This is a genomic window from Kibdelosporangium philippinense, assembly GCF_021390435.2.
Taxonomy (GTDB): Bacteria; Actinomycetota; Actinomycetes; order Mycobacteriales; family Pseudonocardiaceae; genus Kibdelosporangium; species Kibdelosporangium philippinense.
The window spans coordinates 144,569-166,932 of the sequence record NZ_JAJVCN010000005.1; the positions used below are offsets into that span (position 1 = coordinate 144,569).

27 protein-coding genes and 2 tRNA genes are annotated in these 22,364 nt (G+C 65.5%); 19 read left to right on the plus strand and 10 right to left on the minus strand.

What is annotated here, in order from left to right; translation table 11 throughout:
* Nucleotides 1–11 precede the first annotated feature (11 nt).
* The 3 genes from LWC34_RS53820 to LWC34_RS53830 all read right to left on the minus strand — a co-directional run bounded on the left by LWC34_RS53820 (nucleotide 12) and on the right by LWC34_RS53830 (nucleotide 1,156).
* Nucleotides 12–428, minus strand: coding sequence for a Fur family transcriptional regulator (locus LWC34_RS53820; protein ID WP_233734398.1), 417 nt, complete (start codon nucleotides 426–428; stop codon nucleotides 12–14).
* The gene (locus LWC34_RS53825; RefSeq protein ID WP_233734399.1) at nucleotides 428–808 is read right to left on the minus strand and encodes an ArsR/SmtB family transcription factor; all 381 of its coding nucleotides are present in this window, start codon (nucleotides 806–808) and stop codon (nucleotides 428–430) included. Before LWC34_RS53825 ends, LWC34_RS53820 begins: the two co-directional genes overlap by 1 nt.
* Before the next feature lie 69 nt (nucleotides 809–877).
* Nucleotides 878–1,156: a hypothetical protein gene (locus LWC34_RS53830; protein WP_233734400.1), complete on the minus strand. Its 279-nt coding sequence runs from the start codon at nucleotides 1,154–1,156 to the stop codon at nucleotides 878–880.
* A gap of 68 nt (nucleotides 1,157–1,224) precedes the next feature.
* Here LWC34_RS53830 and LWC34_RS53835 point away from each other — a divergent pair, with 68 nt between their 5' ends.
* The 4 genes from LWC34_RS53835 (at nucleotide 1,225) to LWC34_RS53850 (ending at nucleotide 3,745) form a co-directional block, all read left to right on the plus strand.
* Entirely contained in the window at nucleotides 1,225–1,599 is a 375-nt protein-coding gene (locus LWC34_RS53835; protein ID WP_233734401.1) for an antibiotic biosynthesis monooxygenase family protein, read from the plus strand.
* Nucleotides 1,600–1,871: 272 nt separating this feature from the next.
* Entirely contained in the window at nucleotides 1,872–2,027 is a 156-nt protein-coding gene (locus tag LWC34_RS53840; protein WP_233734403.1) for a hypothetical protein, read from the plus strand.
* Nucleotides 2,028–2,071: 44 nt separating this feature from the next.
* Entirely contained in the window at nucleotides 2,072–2,272 is a 201-nt protein-coding gene (locus tag LWC34_RS53845) for a hypothetical protein (protein WP_233734405.1), read from the plus strand.
* An 87-nt stretch (nucleotides 2,273–2,359) separates the two neighbouring features.
* The gene (locus LWC34_RS53850) at nucleotides 2,360–3,745 is read left to right on the plus strand and encodes a glycine--tRNA ligase (RefSeq protein ID WP_233734407.1); all 1,386 of its coding nucleotides are present in this window, start codon (nucleotides 2,360–2,362) and stop codon (nucleotides 3,743–3,745) included.
* A 217-nt stretch (nucleotides 3,746–3,962) separates the two neighbouring features.
* Here LWC34_RS53850 and LWC34_RS57810 read toward each other — a convergent pair whose 3' ends face one another.
* Together LWC34_RS57810 and LWC34_RS53855 are read right to left on the minus strand one after the other, a co-directional pair.
* Nucleotides 3,963–4,094: a hypothetical protein gene (locus LWC34_RS57810; RefSeq protein ID WP_284051992.1), complete on the minus strand. Its 132-nt coding sequence runs from the start codon at nucleotides 4,092–4,094 to the stop codon at nucleotides 3,963–3,965.
* Between the two features lie 1,034 nt (nucleotides 4,095–5,128).
* A complete protein-coding gene (locus tag LWC34_RS53855) occupies nucleotides 5,129–6,067 on the minus strand; it encodes a hypothetical protein (RefSeq protein ID WP_233734409.1) in 939 nt (312 codons plus the stop codon).
* A gap of 210 nt (nucleotides 6,068–6,277) precedes the next feature.
* On the opposite strand from LWC34_RS53855, the gene LWC34_RS53860 reads away from it, so the two are divergent.
* From LWC34_RS53860 to LWC34_RS53900, 9 genes are all read left to right on the plus strand, one after another.
* Complete coding sequence (locus tag LWC34_RS53860) at nucleotides 6,278–7,177, plus strand: ABC transporter ATP-binding protein (protein WP_233734411.1); 900 nt, start codon at nucleotides 6,278–6,280, stop codon at nucleotides 7,175–7,177.
* Entirely contained in the window at nucleotides 7,174–7,896 is a 723-nt protein-coding gene (locus LWC34_RS53865) for an ABC transporter permease (RefSeq protein ID WP_233734412.1), read from the plus strand. The genes LWC34_RS53860 and LWC34_RS53865 overlap by 4 nt, the downstream gene beginning before the upstream one ends.
* A gap of 20 nt (nucleotides 7,897–7,916) precedes the next feature.
* Nucleotides 7,917–9,029, plus strand: a complete 1,113-nt coding sequence (locus LWC34_RS53870; RefSeq protein ID WP_233734413.1) for a sensor histidine kinase — start codon at nucleotides 7,917–7,919, stop codon at nucleotides 9,027–9,029.
* Nucleotides 9,026–9,631, plus strand: a complete 606-nt coding sequence (locus tag LWC34_RS53875) for a response regulator transcription factor (RefSeq protein WP_233734414.1) — start codon at nucleotides 9,026–9,028, stop codon at nucleotides 9,629–9,631. Before LWC34_RS53870 ends, LWC34_RS53875 begins: the two co-directional genes overlap by 4 nt.
* Nucleotides 9,632–9,761: 130 nt before the next feature.
* Entirely contained in the window at nucleotides 9,762–10,337 is a 576-nt protein-coding gene (locus LWC34_RS53880; protein WP_233735008.1) for a YdcF family protein, read from the plus strand.
* Nucleotides 10,337–11,599 carry a deoxyguanosinetriphosphate triphosphohydrolase gene (locus LWC34_RS53885; RefSeq protein WP_233734415.1) on the plus strand — a complete coding sequence of 421 codons (1,263 nt, stop codon included), beginning with the start codon at nucleotides 10,337–10,339 and terminating at the stop codon, nucleotides 11,597–11,599. The genes LWC34_RS53880 and LWC34_RS53885 overlap by 1 nt, the downstream gene beginning before the upstream one ends.
* Before the next feature lie 254 nt (nucleotides 11,600–11,853).
* A complete protein-coding gene (locus tag LWC34_RS53890) occupies nucleotides 11,854–12,981 on the plus strand; it encodes a serpin family protein (RefSeq protein WP_233734416.1) in 1,128 nt (375 codons plus the stop codon).
* 27 nt (nucleotides 12,982–13,008) lie between these two features.
* The gene (locus LWC34_RS53895) at nucleotides 13,009–13,797 is read left to right on the plus strand and encodes a crotonase/enoyl-CoA hydratase family protein (protein WP_233734417.1); all 789 of its coding nucleotides are present in this window, start codon (nucleotides 13,009–13,011) and stop codon (nucleotides 13,795–13,797) included.
* Between the two features lie 93 nt (nucleotides 13,798–13,890).
* Complete coding sequence (locus LWC34_RS53900) at nucleotides 13,891–14,460, plus strand: carboxymuconolactone decarboxylase family protein (protein WP_233734418.1); 570 nt, start codon at nucleotides 13,891–13,893, stop codon at nucleotides 14,458–14,460.
* On the opposite strand, the gene LWC34_RS53905 is transcribed toward LWC34_RS53900, so the two are convergent.
* Entirely contained in the window at nucleotides 14,450–15,370 is a 921-nt protein-coding gene (locus LWC34_RS53905; RefSeq protein WP_233734419.1) for a sigma-70 family RNA polymerase sigma factor, read from the minus strand. The genes LWC34_RS53900 and LWC34_RS53905 overlap by 11 nt on opposite strands.
* 36 nt (nucleotides 15,371–15,406) lie before the next feature.
* Between LWC34_RS53905 and dnaG the strand changes: the two genes are divergently transcribed.
* Genes dnaG through LWC34_RS53920 form a run of 3 tightly spaced genes read left to right on the plus strand, consistent with a single transcriptional unit; the run spans nucleotide 15,407 to nucleotide 18,620 of the window.
* Nucleotides 15,407–17,302, plus strand: a complete 1,896-nt coding sequence (gene dnaG, locus LWC34_RS53910; RefSeq protein WP_233734420.1) for a DNA primase — start codon at nucleotides 15,407–15,409, stop codon at nucleotides 17,300–17,302.
* Entirely contained in the window at nucleotides 17,299–17,832 is a 534-nt protein-coding gene (locus LWC34_RS53915; RefSeq protein ID WP_308200307.1) for a hypothetical protein, read from the plus strand. The genes dnaG and LWC34_RS53915 overlap by 4 nt, the downstream gene beginning before the upstream one ends.
* A 32-nt stretch (nucleotides 17,833–17,864) precedes the next feature.
* A complete protein-coding gene (locus tag LWC34_RS53920; protein ID WP_233734422.1) occupies nucleotides 17,865–18,620 on the plus strand; it encodes a trans-aconitate 2-methyltransferase in 756 nt (251 codons plus the stop codon).
* Here the strand turns inward: LWC34_RS53920 and LWC34_RS53925 are convergent.
* Nucleotides 18,613–18,807, minus strand: coding sequence for a hypothetical protein (locus LWC34_RS53925; protein WP_233734424.1), 195 nt, complete (start codon nucleotides 18,805–18,807; stop codon nucleotides 18,613–18,615). The two genes, LWC34_RS53920 and LWC34_RS53925, sit on opposite strands and share 8 nt — an antisense overlap.
* A gap of 135 nt (nucleotides 18,808–18,942) precedes the next feature.
* Here LWC34_RS53925 and LWC34_RS53930 point away from each other — a divergent pair.
* Together LWC34_RS53930 and LWC34_RS53935 are read left to right on the plus strand one after the other, a co-directional pair.
* Nucleotides 18,943–19,015: transfer RNA gene (locus LWC34_RS53930), tRNA-Asn, on the plus strand.
* Nucleotides 19,016–19,056: 41 nt separating this feature from the next.
* A tRNA-Ile gene (locus tag LWC34_RS53935) sits at nucleotides 19,057–19,133 on the plus strand.
* Here the strand turns inward: LWC34_RS53935 and LWC34_RS53940 are convergent.
* The 3 genes from LWC34_RS53940 to LWC34_RS53950 form a co-directional block, all read right to left on the minus strand.
* Complete coding sequence (locus LWC34_RS53940; protein ID WP_308200332.1) at nucleotides 19,090–20,745, minus strand: recombinase family protein; 1,656 nt, start codon at nucleotides 20,743–20,745, stop codon at nucleotides 19,090–19,092. The genes LWC34_RS53935 and LWC34_RS53940 overlap by 44 nt on opposite strands.
* A 144-nt stretch (nucleotides 20,746–20,889) precedes the next feature.
* Nucleotides 20,890–21,105: a hypothetical protein gene (locus LWC34_RS53945; RefSeq protein WP_233734425.1), complete on the minus strand. Its 216-nt coding sequence runs from the start codon at nucleotides 21,103–21,105 to the stop codon at nucleotides 20,890–20,892.
* Nucleotides 21,106–21,166: 61 nt separating this feature from the next.
* Entirely contained in the window at nucleotides 21,167–21,412 is a 246-nt protein-coding gene (locus LWC34_RS53950) for a hypothetical protein (RefSeq protein ID WP_233734426.1), read from the minus strand.
* 640 nt (nucleotides 21,413–22,052) lie between these two features.
* On the opposite strand from LWC34_RS53950, the gene LWC34_RS53955 reads away from it, so the two are divergent.
* Nucleotides 22,053–22,349 carry a helix-turn-helix domain-containing protein gene (locus LWC34_RS53955; protein ID WP_233734427.1) on the plus strand — a complete coding sequence of 99 codons (297 nt, stop codon included), beginning with the start codon at nucleotides 22,053–22,055 and terminating at the stop codon, nucleotides 22,347–22,349.
* Nucleotides 22,350–22,364 lie beyond the last annotated feature (15 nt).

A 22,364-nucleotide genomic window follows, 5' to 3' on the forward strand; every position in this document is an offset into this window, starting at 1 on the left:
AGGTGAGCCGCCTAGTTGGGTTTGGTGCAGCTCGCGCAGGTACCGAAGATCTCGACGGTGTGGCTGACCTCGGAGAACCCGTTCTCCTCGGCAACCCGGTCAGCCCACTTCTCCACAGCCGGACCCTCGACCTCGACAGTCCGCCCGCACACCCGGCACACCAGGTGATGGTGGTGGTGACTGGAACAACGGCGATAAATGGCCTCGCCGCTGTCGGTGCGTAGAACGTCAACCTCGCCCGCGTCCGCCAACGACTGCAACGTCCGGTAGACGGTGGTCAGACCAATGCCCTCGCCGCGTTTGCGCAGCTCTTCGTGCAGGTCCTGCGCCGACCGGAAGTCGTCGAGGTCGTTGAGCAACTCCGCGACCGCGGCGCGCTGCTTGGTCGAGCGCCGAGCCGCCGTCGCCGGCGAGCGGTTGATCGTCATCAAGCGTGAGCCTCCTCCACATGCGTGACCGCGTCCACCACGATATGCGAGAGATGCTCATCAACCAGCCGGTACACCACCTCACGGCCATGCCGCTCGCCGTACACGACGCCCGCCGACTTCAGCACCCGCAGATGCTGGCTGATCAGAGGCTGTGCCACGCCGAGAGCATCGACCAGTTCGTGCACGCAACGGTCGGATTCCCGCAGCTGCAGCACGATCGAGATCCGCACCGGCGCGGCAAGCGCCCGCAGCAGATCACCAGCCGCGGTCAACGTGGTCGCGGATCGGGCAGGAGCAGGCTCCGTCGACAGCCGCCCCGGCGAATGCTCGCTGGTGGCGGGATCAACGCTCACATCTGTCGCCGACTCTTCGAGCATCAGCCACCTCACTCGCTAGGTTCGCCCTGGCGACCTAAGTCTAGTCGCTAATGAATTCGGTAGTCGTATTCAACGCAACTGGAGGATGGCAACCACGACGAGAATGCCCAGAACAAGCACCCGCAGCATCCGCTCATTCGGCCGCAACACGGACCAAGTGGTCGCCAGCAGCACACCGACACCGACAGCGAGCAACGCGAGCAAACCCGCCCCGACCAGCCCGCTGATCAGCACACCTGCCGTGAACACCCCGATGACCACGATGAACACGGCGATCGGCCGCACCCGCGCCAACGGCCCATCCCCGGAGATGAGCGGCGCCCGCATGTTCCTTCTGCTGCCTCGCACGGCGGGCCTCCTCGGCTCGGCGATACCGTGTGGTCGCATCGTAGTGTCGTGCAGAAAGGCGCAAACGCGTGCTGTTGGTCTGCGATTTCACGGTCCCTGACGCGGACTCAGCAGAATTCTCGGCCCAAGCCAGCCGGGCGACGGAGCTGCTGACCGCCCAGCCGGGCTGCGTCCGCGCGGTGATCGGCCGATCCGCGGACGAACCAGAGAAATGGGCGATGACCGTGGAATTCACCTCGGTGGTCGCCTACCGCCGTGCGATGTCCCCCTTCGACGTCCGAGAGCACGTCATCCCCTTCCTGTCCCGAGGCGACGCAGCGGCATACGAGATCTTCGCAACCGCCACCGACGGCAAGGCTGAACAACAGGTCAGCGTGGTCGCCGCCGACGCAGCCATCGCAGGCCCCCGCGACGCCAGTGGCCCAGCAACGCCACGCGGGTAATCTCGCCCGTGGCCTTCGAGGAGCTTCCACGATTGGGCGAAGGTTTCCTCGGCAGTGTGAGACCTTCGGTTGGCAGGCCGAGCGGCTTTGGCTGGATCGCCGCCCATCCCGCTCCTGTGTCGGGCTCTTGGCTGTTGAGCCAGGCGAGCGGGGCCTGATTACGCCAGGTTGTCGGTGAGGTGTGGCGAGGGGTTTCCCTCTCCGCGCTGGAATGCCCGGCGTGCTCAGAGTCGGGCTGGGGTGTTCACGCTGCGTGTTCGCAGGTGGGGCAGGTGCAGTCCGAGCAATTGCAGTTGGCGCACGAGTCCGCGCACGAGGCGCACGAACAGGCGGCGTGGTTGCAGGTCGGGCAGCTGCAGTCCGAGCACGAACACACCGCGCAGGAGTCTGAGCAGTGCGGACACGTGCAGGTGCTGCACTCGTCGTAGTGCACTCCGCTGTCGGTCACGTGTTCCCGGTGTACGTGGCCGTCATGCAGGTAGTCGACGTGGTCGGCGTGCACGATGGCCTCGTGCCCACAACCGGGGCCGTGGGTGTGACGGTGAGCTTCGGCCTGGTGGTGAACGACCGTGGTCATGAATTGGTCCCTTCGGCGGTATCCTTTCTGCTGAATGGTCTTATTCGTATCCGTGCATCACAACTCGGATCCGTGACGATCAAGCCAATGGGGTGATAGGGGAATCCCCTCGTGGTGGCCGGTGACAGGCGGCTACCCTGGGCACTCCCCGAGCTTTTCCCCGTGTACCTGTATGGAGTGTTCGTGCCCGCCGATCGGATAGATACCATCGTCAGCCTTTGCAAGCGCCGTGGCTTCGTCTACCCGTCCGGGGAGATCTACGGCGGTACGAAGTCGGCTTGGGACTACGGTCCGCTGGGTGTCGAGCTCAAAGAGAACATCAAGCGCCAGTGGTGGAAGGCCGTGGTGCAGGGCCGCGAGGACGTCGTCGGTATCGACTCCTCGGTGATCCTGCCCCGTGAGGTCTGGGTCGCCTCCGGCCACGAGAAGGTCTTCACCGACCCGCTCGTGGAGTGCCTGAGCTGCCACAAGCGCTTCCGCGCCGACCAGTTGGCCGAGGAGTACCAGCAGCGGTCGGGCAAGCCAACCGACGAGGGCGACCTGTCCGACGTGCCGTGCCCCAACTGCGGCACCCGTGGCCAGTACACCGAGCCACGCGCGTTCAACATGATGCTCAAGACCTTCCTCGGCCCGGTCGAGTCCGCCGAGGGCATGGCCTACCTGCGGCCGGAGACCGCACAGGGCATCTTCGTCAACTACCTCAACGTGCAGACCACCTCCCGTCGCAAGCCGCCGTTCGGCATCGGCCAGATGGGTAAGTCGTTCCGCAACGAGATCACGCCAGGAAACTTCATCTTCCGGACTCGCGAGTTCGAGCAGATGGAGATGGAGTTCTTCGTTGAGCCCGGCACCGACGAGCAGTGGCACCAGACGTGGATCGACGAACGCATGGGCTGGTATGTGGATCTGGGCATCAACCCGGACAACCTCCGTGTCTTCGAACACCCTCAGGAGAAGCTATCGCACTACTCCAAGAGGACAGTGGACATCGAATACCGCTTCGGCCTCGCCAGCGGTGAGTGGGGCGAGCTGGAAGGCATCGCCAACCGCACCGATTTCGACCTGACGACACACTCCAATCACTCCGGTGTGGACCTGTCGTACTTCGACCAGACCACGGACTCCCGCTACCGCCCCTACGTGATCGAACCGGCCGCCGGTGTCGGCCGCTCGATGATGGCGTTCATGCTGGACGCCTATCACGAGGACGAGGCACCCAACGCCAAAGGCGGCGTGGACAAGCGGGCTGTGCTGCGGCTCGACCGCAGGCTCGCGCCGGTGAAGGTCGCTGTGCTTCCCCTTTCTCGTAACGCGGACCTCTCGCCAAAGGCACGTGATGTCGCCTCGGCGTTGCGCCGCAACTGGAACACGGACTTCGACGACGCCGGCGCGATCGGCCGTCGCTACCGTCGCCAGGACGAGATCGGTACTCCTTTCTGTGTCACGGTCGACTTCGACTCCCTCAACGACCAAGCCGTGACCGTCCGGGAACGGGACAGCATGACCCAGGAGCGGGTCTCGATCGACAAGCTCGAGGCCTACCTGGCCGCCCAACTGCCTGGCTGCTGACAGGCATTGGAGGACTCGGTTTGTTGTGCCCCCCTCGTGAGTGCCCAGCCAGCACACGAGCACTCACGAGGGGGTGCGGGGGAAGTCCGGAAGGCGCGCCGCCGCGCTGCTCGCCGGACTGTCACCCTCGAATCCCATCGGCCAGTTGGCTCCACCTACCGCGGCCGCGGGAATGATCGAGACAGGACAGGTGACAACTGTCCTGGTAGTACAGTCGTCAGCTCTTCGGGACGGGCTCTTGCTGGGTATCCGGAGCGGCGACCGAATCCTCTGCCGGTGCGCCACCGCCCTCGGGCTGCTGTGGCTGCGTGGCATTGAGCTCGGCGTTGATGTCGTCGGGTGGTTCCATCGTTATCACGGTCTCTGTGATTCCTTTCCATGTAGCGGTTTCTTGGTCACACGGGCTGGATGTTCGGCCGCGGCCAGGCGACCCGGCCATGCCCGGGTCGGGCAAAGGTCAGCTGTGTGCAGTCTTCGATGTGGTGGTCCCAAAGCTGGTGCCGAAGCCCAGCAAGCGGAACCTGATTCTGTTCTGGGCGGTGCCGGACGTTGTCTTGAACGGCTGCAGGCGCTTCCCGCCGTTGGCCTTCGGCAAGCTGTCTATCGGACCGCTCCCGGCTGATAGGCAAGATGTCGCTGTCGAGAGGGCAATTTCGGGCTGGACCGTGGCCTCCCGAATCGCCGCACCCCTACCGTTCGTCAACGTTTCATGCCAGTCGGCACATCGAACGTATTCAGGCGTGGAGGCCACGAGAAGGTGATCGCGCGGATCCAGGCGAACGAAGAGTTGTCGCGGAGATATCCGGCCTCTGGAGTTCGGCGGCGGCACGGGCCGCTGGCCGACCTACGATTCGCCCGAGTGGTCCCAAGAGCAAGTTGGCGCGGGACCCGTACGGCGCGAAGCCGTTGATCGACAAGGCGTACGCGGATGCCGGAGTTCCTGTGTTCAAGGGTTCGCGGTGCTCCTTTCGGTTGAGTGAGGGGACGCCCAGCCCGGAGGGGTGAGCTGGTTCGTGGTGCTTCGCTCAGGGGCTGGGCTTGTCGTGGTTTCCCGGCTGCCACGCAGAGAAGCTCGACGAGGTGACGGTCGGTCGGGCAAGTGGCGTGGCCTGTGGGATTTTGGTGGCTCGCAGTGCTGTCGGCCGGGTGAAACGGTGAGCTGAGGTCCGGTCGACAGCACGAGCGGAGCGCACTTCGCGAGTTGCGGGGAAGCGTCGTCCACAGTTGGGGAAGGCCGTTGCGGGCGACCTAAGTGGACAGTCTGCGCTCGGTGTCATAACGGCAAGGGCATCTCCTTTCGGCTAGGTAACAGGAATTGGATCCGCGTGACCGGATAGCTGGGGGCATCAACCCGGCCACGCGGGGCTTGTGCGCGGCAGACGGTCAAGAGCTCGGACAGGATTCGGCGTGTGCCTGGGCGAAGATGGCGGTCAGATCGGCGATCACTCCTTCCGGATCAGAGCGGAGCTGGGCGGCGGGCGTGTGCAGAACGAGGAGGCCGGTAGCGGCCAGCCGGGAACCTCGTTTCAGGGCGGTCGGATAGCTTGCTGGAGCGGGATCGAAGTCGAAGGCGTGCACATCCCACGCCAGCTTCGCGTCATCCCATGCGCCCGTTACGGTGCCCAACGGATTGCCTCGGGCATCGTCGACGGGCACGTTCCACTGTGGCGGGGGTAGCCCGGCACGTAGGACGAGGTCACGCGCTGAAGACGCGACACCCGCACGGATGCGTTCACCGATGTCGTGCAACACCTCCTGACACAGCGTGCTGCCACGCCGTTTGCCCATAACCACCTCGGTGTTCAACTCGTCGAGCCGGATACCCTTGTGGAACACCATTTCCGCGAACAAAGCAGCCACCAACGCCCGGTTGTCGATCCGCCGAGCCGTGTCGACGGCAGCCCGGGCGAGCGGGGCCGTCAACAATCCATTCCGAAGCACAGGACGCGGCGGACTCGCTGTACGCTCCACGAGCACGCTCGCGCTGCTGCGAACGAAACGCTTACAGGGCATCAGAAGATGGATACGTCCACCAGGAATGGCAGTGCGGGCACCGTGCAGTGCGAGTGCGTCCGCACCGGTGACGATGGCATCTCTGCCTGCGTACCGCAGTGCTGCCTGCACCAGCTGCTCCCGGGTTGGAGCAGTGCTGTCCAGCAACAGGATGCCCGGTAAAAGACGCTGCCACGGGCCGCCGGGCGAGCATCTTCGCTTCACGGTGGTTCCCGTCAGACCTAGGTCTATGAGGTCTGCCGCACTTGCTATTCGGTGCGGGAACAATGTGGACAGTGCTTCGAGGTCGATCGGGTGTCGGTTTCGCATGCCTCCACTTTCGCGATTCGGGCGGTTTAGGGGAAGAGGGTGGGAGCGGGGCTGTGGATAACTGTCGCTTGTGGATAGGTCGGGGTTGATGATCTTTATGGGGGTCGGATTGTTGGTTGGTTGTGGTAGTGGGGGCAGGACAGATGTCATGGGGTGATTCGTGACGGGAGGCCTGCAGGTCAGGCCCTGGAACGCGCGATCGTGGACACCATGAGAGAGCGCGGAGCCGCGATCGACATCGCGGGATTGACCAAGTCCTACGGCGAATTTCGTGCCGTCGACGGAATCGACCTGATGATCGTCCCCGGTGAGGTGGTTGCCCTGCTCGGGCCCAATGGCGCGGGCAAATCCACCACCGTCGACATGATCATCGGACTGGCCGAGCCGGACGACGGGGAAGTCCGGGTTTTCGGTGACGAGCCACATGCCGCGGTGGTCAACGGCACGATCGGCGCCATGCTGCAGAACGGCACACTGCTCGACGACGCGACGGTCGGCGAAACGGTTGCCATGATCGCCTCATTGCATCGCAAGCCGGTGACGGTCGCCGAAGCGTTGCGTCGAGCTGGCATCGAGGAATTGGCGGATCGACGCTGCACCAAGCTTTCCGGCGACCAGCGGCAGCGTGTCCGGTTCGCCGTCGCGCTGGTCGTCAACCCTGACCTGCTGGTTCTCGACGAACCGACAGCGGCCATGGATGTCGGTGGCCGCAGGGAATTCTGGGCATCGATGCGTGAATTCACCGCGACCGGCCGAACGGTTCTGTTCGCCACGCACTACATGGACGAAGCCGAAGAGTTCGTCGACCGCGTAATCCTCATGCGGGCAGGGAAAATCGTCGCCGACGGCAGCGTTGCCAAGGTCCGCGAAATGGCATCGGGCCGCTCGATCAACGCAGTACTGCCCGAAGTCCCTGTGGAGCGACCGGAAAATCTGCCAGGCGTCATCGCGGCTGAGCGGCGTGCCGATCGCATCCAGTTGACCTGTACGGATTCTGACGCCGCGGTACGTGCCCTGCTGGACTATCCAGCCGTCCACGACATCGAGATCAGCGCGGCCGGCCTCGAAGAAGCATTCCTCACCCTGACCGCGCAGGAGGCGGCCCGATGAGCACCGGATACCTGAGCCTGGAGATCAAACGAGCACTGCGTGCAGGCAAGTTCCTTGTTTTCACAGTCGCACTGCCACTACTGATGTTCGTGTTCCTGGCCAGTGTCGAAGGCGACGGCGACACGGGAAAGCTGGCTGGCCTCATGATCGGCATGACGACATGGGGCACGTTCGCGGCGGCACTGTTCGCCGGAGCCAGAGTCGCCGTGGAACGAGACGCGGGCTGGCAGCGGCAGTTACGCCTGACGCCGTTGTCAGGGGGCGGTTACCTGACCGCGAAGGGAATTGTCGGCATGGTGGTCGCGCTGCCCGCGATCATCCTCGTCCCGTTGGTCGGTGCCTTTGGTGAGGGCGTCAGGCTGGACCCAGGCCAATGGGCCCAGGTCACGATCGGGATCTGGCTGGCGGCGATCCCGTTCGCACTGCTGGGTTTGCTCCTCGGCCAATATGGCACCGCCGACAGTATGCAGTCGATCACCGGCGTGTTGATGATGGTCCTGGCGATGTTCGGCGGTCTGTGGGTGCCGTTGACCGCGCTGCCCGCGGTGTTCAGCGGCATCGCGAAGGTCCTGCCCACTTATTGGATGAGCCAGGTCGGCAACACGGCCATCGGATCGGGTGAGAACCTCCTTACCTGCGTGCTCGTTCTCGCGGCTTGGACGGTTGTGCTCGGCGCTCTGGTCGTACGCCGCTATCGATTGGACAGTGCACGCAATTGACGGCCCCGTACCGTGACATCGTGAGCAATCTGTGGGAGTGGCCAGAACCACAGTGGAAACCCAAGCGCCGGCCGATCGCGCTGGCGCTGTTCCCTGCTGCGTTCCTGTTCTTCCTGATCCGGGCCGTCGTCGACGCCTTCAGCGGCACCTACCCCGGATGGGTCAGCGCAGCGGTGCTCGTGATCGTCGTGCTGTATGCCGCGACGTACATCGCCGCGCTGTGGTCCGGCCCGTGCTCGTCACCGCCGGTTCGCGTCCTATATGTCGCCATCGCCACGGTTTTTCCGGTGGCGATGGCGATCTTGATGCAAGCCAGCGATCTGACGTATCTGACCTTCGCCATTGTCGTCGCGTTGATCTTGTTGCCAGCTGGGATCGGGCTGGCCTATGGCTTGGTGGGCACCGCGTCGATGCTGATCGCGACCGCGGCCGAGGCCGGGCAGCCGGATTTCGACGCTGGTGTGGTGATGCTGGTGTTGACCGTGGCGATCTTCGCGACCCGTGGTTTCGCCCGTAAATCGGACGAACTGGAGCTCGCCAGGGACGAGATCAGGACACTGGCGGTCGCCGAGGAACGCGCTCGGGTCGCCCGCGACCTGCACGATGTCCTCGGGCACAGCCTCACAACGATCACGCTCAAGGCCGGGCTCGCGCGGCGGATCCTGGAAAGTTCGGCGGATGTCGACCGGGCGTTGATCGAGGTGCACGACGTCGAACGGCTGTCCCGGCAGGCCTTGACCGAGATCAGGGCGACGGTCTCGGGCTACCGCAAGATGTCGCTGCCCGCGGAGATCGCCAACGCCAAAGCGACCCTGCTGGCCGCAGGCATCGACGCCGACCTGCCGCAAGCCGTCGACGACGTCCCCGGCGAGCTGCAGGAGACATTCGGTTACGTGGTCAGGGAAGCGGTGACCAACGTGATCAGGCACAGTGGGGCGGACAAGTGTGAGATCCGGTTGGGTCCGTCGTGGATCGAGGTCACCGACAACGGTTCCGGATCCTCTACTGTGGACAGCAATGGTGGCAACGGACTTGCCGGGCTGCGTGAACGCCTTGCCAAGGTGGATGGCAGGCTGACCGCGACACCTCGCGGAGAAGGCGGGTTCGTAGTGCGGGCGGAAGTGGCTACGTGATCAAGGTTTTGCTTGCCGATGACCAGACCCTCGTCCGCGGCGCGCTGGCCGCGATGCTCGGCCTCGAGCCGGACATCGAGATCGTCGCCGAGGTCGGCACGGGTGACGATGTGCTGCCCGCCGCCCGCCAGACCCGTCCCGACGTCGCGTTGCTCGACGTCCAGATGCCAGGCAAGGACGGACTTGCCGCCGCGGCTGAACTTCGGGTGGAAATGCCGAGCTGCAAGGTGGTCATGTGCACGACTTTTGGCAGGCCCGGGTACCTCAGCCGCGCGTTGGCCGCTGGCGCCGCGGGTTTCGTGGTGAAGGACGCGCCGCCGGAACAGTTGGTGGACGCCGTCCGACGAGTGCACGCTGGACTGCGTGTCGTGGATCCGTCGCTGGCGGCGGAATCCCTTGCCACTGGGACCAGTCCGTTGACCGCGCGTGAACGTGACGTGCTGGCGGAGTCGAGTGATGGCGGCACGATCGCCGATATCGCCAAGTCACTGCATCTGTCCGAAGGCACCGTCCGCAATCACCTGTCCGCGGCGATCGGCAAGACCGGCGCGCGCACGAGGGCCGAAGCGGCCCGGCTGGCCGAGGAACGCGGCTGGCTATAGAAAATCACGGCCGGACCAGCGCGAAACAAAAACTGTCAGACCCGTCTGCGATGATGCGTCAGTGAACATCGAAACCCGGAAAACCGGCATCAAGAAGTGGATCAGGCAAGGCCTGATCGGCTTCGTGCTGATGCTCGCCTTGATCCTCGGCGGCACGGGTTTCCATGTGTGGCAGCAGGCCAGGCAGGACGACCGGACCAAGGCAGACGCGGTTGTCGTACTCGGAGCGGCGCAGTACGCCGGCCGTCCATCGCCGATCCTGGAAGCCCGTCTGCAGCACGCGAAGAACCTGTTCGACCGAGGCGTTGCCGGATACATCATCACCGGCGGCGGCAGACGGACGGGCGACCGTTATACCGAGGCGGAGGCAGGCCTGCGGTGGTTGACGTCGCATGGTGTGCCAAGCGACAGGGTGATCGTTGTCGGCGAGGGCAGCGACACTTTGGGCACGATCAACGCGGTGGCGAAGACCGCGCTGGACCGTGGCTGGCGTACCGCGGTGATCGTCAGCGACCCGTGGCACTCATTGCGTGCCCGCACGATGGCCCATGACGCCGGTCTGTCGGCATGGACGTCACCGACTCATCGCGGTCCGATCGTGCAGACAAGGGAAATCCAGATCAAGTACATCCTCAGAGAGACGGCGGCGCTGCTGTACTACCGCGTGTTCAACGCGCCTGCCGACGACATCGGTGTTGATCTCTAATGAGCGGCACCCCTGGCGAGTACACGAAACACGACGCGGCTCGTCTGCTTGACGAGCCAACAAAAGGAGGTGGGCTGCCAGGTTCGTCGCCGCCACGGCGAAGCCCGTACGCGAGAGATCGCGCCAGAGTGCTGCATTCGGCGGCGTTACGTCGGCTAGCGGGCAAAACCCAGGTCGTCGGGCCAGGTGAGGGCACCGAGGTCTACGGGGTTCCCCGGACACGGCTGACGCATTCGCTCGAGGTCGCCCAGATCGGCAGGGAGATCGCGGAAGAGCTGGGCTGCGATCCCGACATCGTGGACACCGCCGGACTGGCGCACGACATCGGTCACCCGCCGTTCGGCCACAACGGGGAATCGGCGCTGGACACGGCCGCGGCTGGCTACGGCGGTTTCGAAGGCAACGCACAGACATTACGGATCTTGACCAGGCTCGAGCACAAGGCTGGGGATGCCGGGCTGAACCTGACCAGGGCGGTGCTGGACGCGTCGGTGAAGTATCCGTGGCCACGCACGGCAGGCACGCGCAAGTTCGGCGTGTACGAGGACGACCGGGCGGTGTTCGACTGGATCCGTGAAGGCGCGCCGGAGCGGCGGTGCTGCCTCGAGGCCCAGGTCATGGACTGGTCGGATGACGTGGCGTACTCGGTGCACGACGTTGAGGACGGCATCAGGGCTGGCCGGATCTCGCTTGGGGTGCTGACCGACGCGGAGGAACGGGCGGCTGTCGCCGAGTTGGCGGCCAAACATTTCTCGGCTGAGCCGTTCTCGGAGTTGGAGGCCGGGGCGGCGCACCTGTTGGACCTGCCCGCGGTGGCGGCAGCGGTCGGGTACGATGGGTCGATCGGTGCTCAGGTCGCGTTGAAGCGGCTGACCAGCGAACTGGTGGGGCGGTTCGCGGCCGCGGCGGTCGGCGAGACGAGACGAGTGCACGGCGACGGGCAACTGACCAGGTACAGCGCGGACTTGGTGGTGCCACGGCAGGCGGCTGTCGAGGTCGCGCTGCTGAAGTCGGTGGCGTTGCGCTATGTGATGAGTGACCCGGCGCGGCTGGGGATGCAGGACAGACAGCGGCAGCTTCTGACGGAGTTGCTCACGGCTTTGGGGGAGCGAGCACCGGAGGTGCTGGAACCGGCGTTCCAGCCCGCGTGGCGAGACGCGGGTGATGACACGCAACGGTTCCGGGTGCTGATCGACCAGGTCGCGTCCTTGACCGACGCGCAGGCTGTGGCCTGGCACGAGGCCTTCGTTCGCTCGAGGTGAACTGCCCCCGGCTGTGACCGGTGGCACACTCGGGGTATGGCCAACCCACTGACACGCGCGATTCGCTCGCTTGTCCGGCGTTTGCTGAGGCGTCGGGTGCCTGCCGGTGCTGGGCCGGGACGACCTGGCGAGGCAGGCGGTTCGGCCGGAGTGCGCGAGCCGCGCCGACCGAAACCAACCGGTCCGCAGTCCGCTGCGGGCGTGAAACCAGACCCACAGGAGGGGCAAACGATCACAGTGAAGGACCCGCGTAGGTGAGCCGGCAATCGGCGGACGTCCAGGCGTACCTGGATTTCACAGTCGCGTTGCAGGACGTCATCGCCCGTGATCCGGCCGCCAACACCGTCTGGTCGCCGTTCTCGGTCGCCAGCGCTCTGGCGTTGGTCACTCGTGGCGCGGCGGGCACCACGAAGGACGAACTGGTCTCGCTGCTGCTCGGCGACAAATCCGCCGAGGTCGAGGACCTGATCCGGTTGCTGGACAAGGCCGAACGGCTGGCGGAGCCGCACGGTGACCAGCAACCACCCGTGCTTGAGGTGGCCAACACGCTCTGGGCAGACCGACGCATCAGCATCAAACAGACGTTCGCGGCGGCGTTGCGGGACATGCCGAGCGGTTCGGTCAGGACGGCGCCGTTCCGGGACGACCCGGAGGGTGCGCGGAACCAGATCAACTCCGACGTGGCCAAGACGACCAGAGATCTGATCCCGGAACTACTGCCGGAAGGGGTGATCAAGAACGACACCGTTGCCGCATTGGTCAACGCGCTGTACCTGAAGGTCGCTTGGCGGCACAAGTTCGAGGATGCGGCCACCGAGTCGCGCCCGTTCCACGCCCCGGGTGGCGTGGTGCAGGTGCCGACCATGTGGCTCAGTGAGAACCTGGGCTATGCCAAGGCTTCCGGCTGGCAAGTGGTGGCGTTGCCCGCGATCGGCGGGGTCGAGGCGGTCGTGCTGCTGCCAGACGGCGCGCGGTTGCCGAGCATCGACGCGACGACACTGAAGACGTTGCTGGACAAGCCAAAGCGTCAGAAGGTCAGCCTTCGGATGCCGAAGCTGCGGCTGAAGCTGTCCGCTGAACTGACCGATGCGCTGAACCAGCTCGGGGTTCGGACGGCGTTCACCGACGACGCGGACTTCAGCGGCGTCAGTGACGACCCGTTGGCGATCCAGGCGGTGATCCACGAGTCGGTGCTGAAGCTCGACGAGCAGGGACTTGAGGGCGCTGCGGCGACCGCGGTGATGATGCGGGCGTTGTCGCTCGACATGTCCAAGCCGGTCGAGGTCACCGTCGACCGTCCGTTCTTGTTGCTGGTGCGGCACAAGGACAGCGGCGTCGTGTACTTCTCGGCGCGGGTCAACGACCCTGCCAAGAAGGACTGACGGGCGCGCTCGTCATAGGCTGACGCGATGTCACCTGTGCGAGTCGAGCGGTCAGGTCCGGTGTGGACGGTCGTACTGTCGCGGTCGGAAGCACGCAACGCGGTCGATGGGGCGACCGCACATGCGCTTGCGGACGCGTTCCGCCAGTTCGACGCGGCCGAAGACGCCGCCGTGGCAGTGCTGTGGGGCGAAGGCGGGACTTTCTGCGCCGGTGCCGACCTGAAGGCCATCGGTACGGACAAAAGCAACCGCGTCGAACGTGACGGCGACGGACCGATGGGCCCTACCCGGATGCGGCTGGGCAAACCGGTGATCGCGGCGGTGGCCGGTTACGCCGTGGCAGGCGGCCTTGAACTGGCCACCTGGTGCGACCTGCGGGTGGCCGCGGAGGACGCGGTGTTCGGCGTGTTCTGCCGACGCTGGGGTGTGCCGCTCATCGACGGTGGCACGGTCCGGTTGCCGCGTCTGATCGGGCAAAGCCGGGCCATGGACATGATCCTCACCGGGCGCGCGGTGGGGGCGCAGGAAGCACTGGACATCGGTTTGGCCAACCGGATCGTGCCCGTGGGTGAAGAGCGTGCGGCCGCGGAGGCGCTGGCGGCTGAACTGGCGCAGCTGCCACAGACATGCATGCGTCAGGACCGGTTGTCGGTGCTTGGCCAGTGGGGCCTGGACGAGGATGCCGCGATCGCCCAGGAGCTTGAGCACGGGCTTATCTCCCTCGCCGACGGCGCGCTGGCCGGTGCCGCGCGGTTCGCCGCTGGTGCGGGGCGGCACGGCGGCAAAGCGTTCGAGGAGGTGGACGGAGACGCCTGAACGGGCTGGGCCCTCAAAACCGGAGAGGCTGTCCTGTCACACACTTGATGGCTGTCTCGTCTGATCGGTGACCATGACGAGAGGAGCGAGGCAATGACTCGGATCGTTGGTGTGGCACCGAAGAAAGCGGGCCTTTTCGGCCGGTTGATCTACCGCATGGCGGCCAAGCGGTATGGCGTGCTGATGGAGCCACTGGCCGTCACCAGGCATCACGGCGGCCTGTTCTACACGTACGCCGTACACGAGCTGCTGGCTGAGCGGTCGAGCAAAGTCGTCCCGAAGGCCGTGCGTGAGCTGGCTGTTTACCGAGCCGCGGTCCGGCTTGGCTGTGAATGGTGCATTGACTTCGGCACCATGCTCCAGCGGCTGGACGGTCTGGACATCGATCGGCTCAAGGAGATCGACAACTACGCCACCTCGCCCAAGTTCGCCCACGAGGAGCGGCTTGCCATCGCGTATGCCGACGCGTTGACCGCGACACCGGTGCAAGTGACCGACGGGCAGGTCGCCGATTTGGTGGCGGCGTTCGGCGAGAAAGGCGTGATCGAGCTCACCTATCAGATCACGCTCGAGAACATGCGTGCCCGCTTCAACAGCGGCCTTGGCATCACCGAACAGGGCTTTTCGTCCGGCGATGCCTGCCGGGTACCGCTCACACAGTGATCCTGGTGAGTTTCTCCGGGTTCGCGACGTCGTAGAAGCCGACCACTTTCCCGTCCCGGATGGCGAACGAGGACACCCTGCGGGTCATCTCGAGGTGCTCCGCGTCGCCGGGGCGGTCCGGCAGCACGATGCCCAGATCGCCGTTGACAAGGACAGGCTCCCCGATCGTGACGTTCGGCGGCAGGTTGTAGCGCGCCATCAGGCCGAGCAGGAACCGCGCCACCTTGTCCGCGCCGTGGATGACGTTGCGCGCGGTGCGGGCCTTGCCGTCCGCGTCGCCGATCAGTGCCACGTCCGGGTGCAGCAATTCGACGACCGCGGCCAGGTCACCGCTGGACAGCGCGGCTATGAAGCGTTCGAGAACGTCCCGCTGTTCGTCCAGTGAGGCCCTGGGCGGGGGATTGGCGTCCGCGGCCGCTTTGCGGCCTCGTGAGGCGTATTGGCGGGCGGTTGCGGCCGAGACTCCGAGGGTGTCGGCGATTTCGTTGAACGGGACGTCGAAGGCGTCGTGCAGCACGAACGCCACGCGCTGCTCCGGGGTCATCTTGTCCAGGACGACCAAGGCCGCCATTCGTACGCCGTCGTCGCGCACGATCGTGTCCAGCGGGTCTTCGCTCGGTGCCCCGCTGAGTGGCGTCACCAGGGGTTCTGGCAGCCAGGACCCGGTGTATCGCTCGCGCCGGACGGCGGCCGAGCGCAGCCGGTCGAGGCAGATCCGGCTGACGACGGTGGTCAGCCATGCCTTGAGGTCTCCGATCTCCGATCGGTCCACAGTGGACAGTCGAATCCAGGCCTCCTGCACCGCGTCCTCCGCGTCGGCGAGGGTGCTTGTGAGCCGGTACGCGACACCGAGAAGGTGCGTCCGGTACTCCGCGAACTCCTCGGCGAGGGTGTCCAGGCTGACCGTCACACTCGCATCGTAGGCGCCAGGCCTAACATGGACCGTGTGGCAGGACGGATCCGGGAGAGCGACATCGCCCTCGTGCGTGAGCGCAACAGGATCGACGATGTAATCGGCGAGTATGTGGCGTTGCGTCAGGTCGGTGGGGGAGCGGCCAAAGGCCTGTGCCCGTTCCACGACGAGAAGACGCCGTCGTTCAACGTGCGCGCGACACATGGCACATTCCACTGCTTCGGCTGTGGTGAGGGCGGCGATGTCATCGCCTTCCTGTGCAAGATCGATCATTTGAGCTTCGTCGAGGCCGTCGAGCGGCTGGCCGAACGCGTGGGGATCAAGCTGACCTACGAGGGCGGCGGCGCGAGCGTCCAGCGCGACCGTGGCACTCGTACCAGGCTGATCGACGCCCATCGCGCGGCTGCCGAGTTCTATGCCGAGCAGTTGCGTAGCCCGGAGGCCAAACCCGCGCGCGAGTTCCTCGCCGAACGCGGCTTCGACCAGGCCGCGGCGGCGACGTTCGGCTGCGGGTATGCCCCCGCTGGCTGGGACACGTTGACGAAGTACCTGCTCAGCCGGGGTTTCGAGCTGACCGAACTGGAGAAGGCCGGGCTGTCCAAGCCGGGCAGGCGCGGTCCGATCGACCAGTTCCACCGCAGGCTGTTGTGGCCGATCAAGGACCTCAGCGGAGACGTGGTCGGCTTCGGCGCCCGGCGGATCTACGACGACGATCAGATCCAGGCGAAATACCTCAACACCCGCGACTCGCCGATCTACCACAAGTCACAGGTGCTGTTCGGTCTTGACCTGGCCAAACGCGAGATTTCCAAGCGTCACCAGGTCGTTGTGGTCGAGGGCTACACCGACGTGATGGCCATGCACCTGTCGGGCGTGCCGACTGCGGTCGCGTCCTGTGGCACGGCGTTCGGCCTCGATCACATCTCGGTGCTGCGGCGGCTGCTGATGGACGACAAGTTCTTCCGCGGCGAGGTGATCTACACCTTCGACGGCGACGAAGCGGGCAAGAAGGCCGCGATGAAGGCGTTCGACGAGGACCAGCGGTTCGCCTCGCAGACGTTCATCGCGGTCGCGCCGGACGGCATGGACCCGTGCGAGCTGCGCCAGAACAAGGGCGACACCGCGGTCCGTGACCTGGTCGCCCGCCGGCAGCGGCTGATCGAGTTCTGGCTGCGCGCCGAGCTGGCCGATCACGACCTGGACGCGGCCGAAGGACGGGTGCAGGCGTTGCGTCGGACCGTGCCCATGGTCGCCCAGATCAAGGACTTCTCCCTGCGGGACGAGTACGCACGGCAGCTGGCCGGGTGGATCGGCTGGGACGACATCCAGACCGTCGTACGCCGGGTCAGGGAAACCGCCAACGGCAAGGTCGCGCCCGCGCGGAAAGCCGCGCCCGTCGACCAGAACCAGGGTGCGTTGGCGATCGAGGTAGACGGCCCGCAGCGGCCCAAACCCAACGATCCCGAGTTGCACCTGCAGCGCGAGGCGCTCAAAGCGGCCTTGCAGGTGCCGCACCTGGCCGGACCGCACTTCGACAGCCTGCCGGGGGAAGCCTTCACCGACCCCGCGTACGCCGAGTTGCACAAGGCGTTGCACGCCGCGGGCGGAGCCTCGTGCGGGCTTGCCGGGCCCGCGTTGTTCGACGCGGTCAGCAAGAACTGCGCGCACCAGGTGGTCCAGTCGCTGGTCAGCGAGTTGTCCGTGGAGGCGATGCGGCACCACGAGCCGGACATGCGCTACGTGGACAGCCTGATCGCGGCGTTGAACAAGAGCCTGGTGGCGCGGCAGATCGCGGACATCAAGTCCCGGTTGCAGCGGCTGAGCCCGCTGGAGAACGCCGATGAGTACCGGCAGCTGTTCGGCGACCTGGTGGCCATGGAGCAGTACCACAAAGCGTTGGGGGAGCAGGCCGCCGGGAGTTTGTCGTGAGCTTGCGCGGGTTCGTCAACCGATTGACCGGCAGGCAAGTGCCTGACGACTTCGAAGGCACCCTCGACGACGGCGAATACGTGCTCGCCTCGGCGGAAGTGAAGTCGGGCGGGCACATGGTGGCCACGTCCCGAGGCCTGTGGCTACCTGGCTCGCGCCGGGTCGGCTGGCACATGATCAGCAAGGCGACCTGGGGCGGCGGTGCCCTGGTGCTGATCGAGGCGATCGAGGACACCCGTGCCGGAGACGCGGTCATCCTGCAGGACCAGCCAGCGGTCCGGTTCGTGTTCGTGCAGAGTGGCAAACTGCCGGACGTCATCCACGCGCGCGTGACGAAGTCCATCGTGTCCCGCCATCGGCAGGAACTACCCGGCGGCGGCGGCTGGTTCGTGCAGCGGCGGATACCTGGCCAGGACGGCGTTGTGCTGCAGGTTCGTCCGGACAAGGGGACCGACGGGGATGCTGTGCGGCGGGTGGCCCAGGAGGTTGCCGCGAAACTGAGCTTGATGAAGCCCGACTCCGAGCAATAAAGTACGTACGTACGGTTTGCTGGAGGTGGCTCATGTGGGACCCGGACAAGTACCTGACCTTCGCCGATCACCGCGCGCGGCCGTTCTACGAACTGATCGCCCGCATCCAAGCCGAAACACCCCGTCGCCTGGTCGACCTAGGCTGCGGTCCAGGCAATCTGACCGCAGTCCTCGCTGACCGCTGGCCATCCGCGACGGTCGAAGCGCTGGACTCGTCACCCGAGATGGTCGACGCGGCGCGTGCGCGGGGTATCGATGCTCACGTTGGCGACGTCGTCACGTGGAAGCCTCAACCCGATACCGACATCGTGGTCACCAATGCGGTCTTGCAATGGGTACCAGGACATCCGGACATACTGCGCCGCTGGACGAAGGAACTCCCGTCAGGCGCGTGGATAGCCATGCAGGTGCCCGGCAACTTCGACGGTCCGTCGCACACGCTCGTTCGCGAGTTGGTCGCAGGCAAGTGGCGGTCGCGCATAGGCGAGGCGGACATCCGTCCATCGGACGCCGTGCTCACGCCAACCGGGTACGCGGACCTGTTCGACGGCTGCGAGGTCGACACGTGGGAGAGCACGTACACACAAGTGCTGACCGGCGACGACCCCGTACTGGAATGGATCAGCGGAACAGCCCTGCGTCCGATCAAAGCGGCGCTGTCCGCCGATGAATGGGCCCAGTTCCGCGCGGACCTAGCACCGGCGCTGCGCGAGGCATACCCGCGCAGAGCCGACGGCCGCACCTGGTTCCCTTTCCGGCGGGTGTTCGCCGTCGTTCAGGTCAGCTGACCGGCTGCTTGCTGTTGTTACGGCCCAGCTTCTCGCCGATCTTCGCGCGCGCCACCCCGGCCGCGCTCTGCACCGCCGGATGCTCAAGCAAGCTGTGGTACGCCCGCATGATCTGGTCGTACCGCTCCCGCCCGGCCTTCGCGCCCAGCACGTAGCCAACAGCAACTCCAGCCAGGAACACCTTCATCGTCACTGCCTCCCGTGCATCGACTGCGTCTGTCCATCTTCCCGCAACAACGACCCCCCTGCCGCCCTGTCCCGGGCCCATGCGCTAGAGTTACCCACTGTCAGGCAGGAACAACCCAAGCCTGGCGCCAAGCAGTCCTCCATAGCTCAATTGGCAGAGCATTCGACTGTTAATCGAAGGGTTGCTGGTTCGAGTCCAGCTGGAGGAGCAAAACCCCAGGTCAGCGCACCTGGGGTTCTTTGTATCCGAGGGCCGGTAGCTCAGTTGGTCAGAGCAGGGGACTCATAATCCCTTGGCCGTGGGTTCGAGCCCCACCCGGCCCACCAAATTAGTCATTGTCCGAACTCCTTCCTTGGAGGCCCTGACCAGGGGTTTTGACGTGGTCAGGGCCTCTGTGGTGTTGAGGGGGGCTTCTTCTGATCGCGGTTGGGGGATGCGGAAGATGGGTACGATGCGGTCGGCTGCGGTGATCTTGATCTCGGCGATCAGGGTCTCGATGAGGGCCTTCCGCTGGTTATCGGTCCCGCTGGCGATGATCTCGGAGATGTAGTCGGCGACCTCTACGAGTGCTGCCTTCGGCACTGGCTGCGGGGCGTCGGCGAGTTGATCGGCGAGTTCGTCGCGGCGGGCGCGGAGTTGCTTGGTCTTTGTCTTGAGGGTGGCCAGGCGTGCGGCCAAGTCGTCTTCCTCCAGGGTGCCGTTCTCGAAGGCGTTGAGGTAGCGGTCGATGGCTTGGTTGGTCTTGGTGAGCTCGGCTTCGACGGTGGCGAGTTCGGCGCGCTGGTTGTCCTCTCCCGCCAGGTGTTGAGCTTGGTGGCGGGTGACCGCGTCGGCGATGAGTTGGTAGTGGTCGCGGTAGAAGCTGCTGAGCCCGTTGAGTACCGCGGTTTCGATGGAGTCAGCGTTGATGCGGGTGGCGTCGCACTTGGTGGTGTCGTAGCGGTTGCGGTTGTGGCAGATGTAGTAGCGGTAGACCTTGGTTTTGCCGTGGGCGTTGGCGCCGACCATGGCCTTGTTGCACTGGGGGCAGCGCATCTTGCCGGTGAGTTGGTAGTCCGATCCGTTGGCGGCGCGGTGGCTGTAGTTCTCGCCGCGGGCCTCCAGGATCTGTTGGGCCTCTTCGAAGACGTTCAGGTCGACGATGGCGTCGTGGCAGTCGCTGGTGATGATGTCGCGGAAGCTCAGTTCGCCGATGTAGACGCGGTTGGCTAGGACGCGCAGCACTTGGTAGGCCGACCACCGGCCGCCGGTAGTCGTCCGGTGCCCACGCTCGTTGAGAACGCGGGCGATGACCTTGCCGCCGAGACGCTTGCGTGTGTACAGCTCGAAGATCAGCCGGACGATCGCCCGTTCGTCCTTGTGCGGGATGAGCTTGTGGGTTTCCTTGTTGACGTTGTAGCCGAAGGGACGGCGCCCGCCCTTCCATTTTCCCTTGGCTGCCTTGCGTTCCATGCCGGCGATGACCCGGTCGATGATGGTGTCGCGTTCGAACTGGGCGAACATGCCGAGCATCTGCACCAGCATCCGTCCCATCGGTGTGCTGGTGTCGAACGGCTCGGTAGCCGAGCGGAACACAACGCCGACCTGGTCCAGTTCATCGAGCAGGGTGACCATGTCGCGCAGATTGCGGCTGAATCGATCGACTCGGTAGACGAGGAGAACGTCGATGAGGCCGGCTCGGGCTGCGGCCATCGCCTTGGCCAGGCCGGGCCGCTTGTCGATGCTTGCGCCCGAGGCGTCGTCGGGAAACCGTTTGACCAGCCGCCAACCGGGTTGGGAGTCGATGTAGGCGGCCAGGCGGGTGTCTTGGGCCTCGATCGAGTAGGGCTGATGTTCGTCGTCGGTGGAGCGCCGGACGTAGACGCCGACCCGCACGTCCTCGCCCAGCGTGGTCATCGCAGCTTTCTTCGTGCGCTGCGCGGTTGCGGATCGCGCCATTGCTCAACTCCTTACTTGTTCCGTTCTGGGTTTCTGGGGAGGCACGAGGCCGACGCTCACGCGCTTGCGGATGGGGGCGGCGGGGCCGGCGGGTGCACCCACCGCATTCGGTGTGTGCTCGCGATGGCCTCGGGCCGAGTCGGCTCAGGCGGTGCTGGCTACTGCGGCGTCCTCGACGGGTTCGATCAGGTGCCAGCTCGGCTGGGTGGCGATGAAGGCGCGGATGCTGGCGGCCTGGGCGTCGATCGACCGTGGCCGAGGCTCGTCAGTGGCGCATCGGATGTAGGCGCACACCCGGACGGCGCCCGTTGTGTTCATCGCGGCCGTCTTGGTGCGTCGTGCGGTTGCGGATCGCCACATGGCTCAGCTCCCTCGCGGTATTTCGGTTCTTTGAGCGATTGATCGTCGGTCGGTGGCGGGCTCAGGCCGCCTGGTCGTCGGGTTGCTGTCGGGTGTCCCGCTGCCACTGCGTGATCAAGGTGGCGAGGGTGGACACGGCGGTCTCGTATTGCTCGGGCGTCATCGGTGTGGTCTCGACGCGTTCGATCTCCCAGTTCGTGTCCGCTGCTCGCCGTCGTCGGGCAGCGCCGGTCGGGTCGGCGGGCGGCCGAAGCGGGATCGGGTCGTCGGGCTCTGGTGGTTCTGGGGTGTTTCGTGGGTGGCGCATGGCGCACCTCCCGCCTCGCTCCGCGAGGTTCCCCGCACGGCAGAGAACGGGCGCGGGCGTGCTGGTCGGCGATAGGAAACCGTCGACACAGCGGGCACTCCCAGCCGTGGACACCTGCGCTCGCCGGTCCGCGCGATGCGGGTTGCGCGGCGATGCGGGCACGCACCATGACGTGCGTTGAATGAGCTGGGAACGCCGAAGCTGTCACGACCAACGGGCCTCTACTCCCCGAGTGCGTCTGCGCGGGGCCGGCGCTCGTGGCCGTGCTGGACTCTTGCCGTTCGGCAGGATCGTGAGCCCTGCCGAACTCGTGCTGGATCACCTCGTCAGCGCGAGATGGGCGGTCGACGTGAGTCCAGAAGATCACTACCGACGCGGACCGCGAACGGCGTTGCGTCGGCATGGCGGTGAACATGATGAGTGCCGAGGCACCTCCTCTCTGTCGTGCTGCGCGCTGGTCTGCCACTCAATCAAAGTAACACTTGAGTAGACCAAGTGTAATAAAGAACTGGCAAGTAGTACTTGTTGAGATGGCTTGTCTGTTGAACACGCCGGGAGGCGCTGTGGCCAGCTTCCGCAGGGCATCGGGGACACTGAGCATCGGTTGGCGACGGCGAGGAGCGCCGCCGGGGCGACGAGCGTGGAAAGGCCGCAGGTGCAGATCGAGTGGCGGTTGCGGAAGGTCATGGCCTCCCGCGACGTCTGGGCTGCGAAGGAACTGCGCGAGCTCCTCATCCAGCGCGCCGGGTTCGAACTGTCTCTCCAGGCGGTTTCCGACCTGATGAAGAAGCAGCCGGTCCAGGTGAAGGTGGCGACGCTGCAGGCGCTGTGCACAACACTGCGGTGCACGCCGAACGAACTGTTCGGGATCGACACGCCTCGCGAGGTCTCACTCGCCGACGATCCGGACAACATCGAGCCGCGCGGCGAGCAATGAGCCCACAGCGTGAAC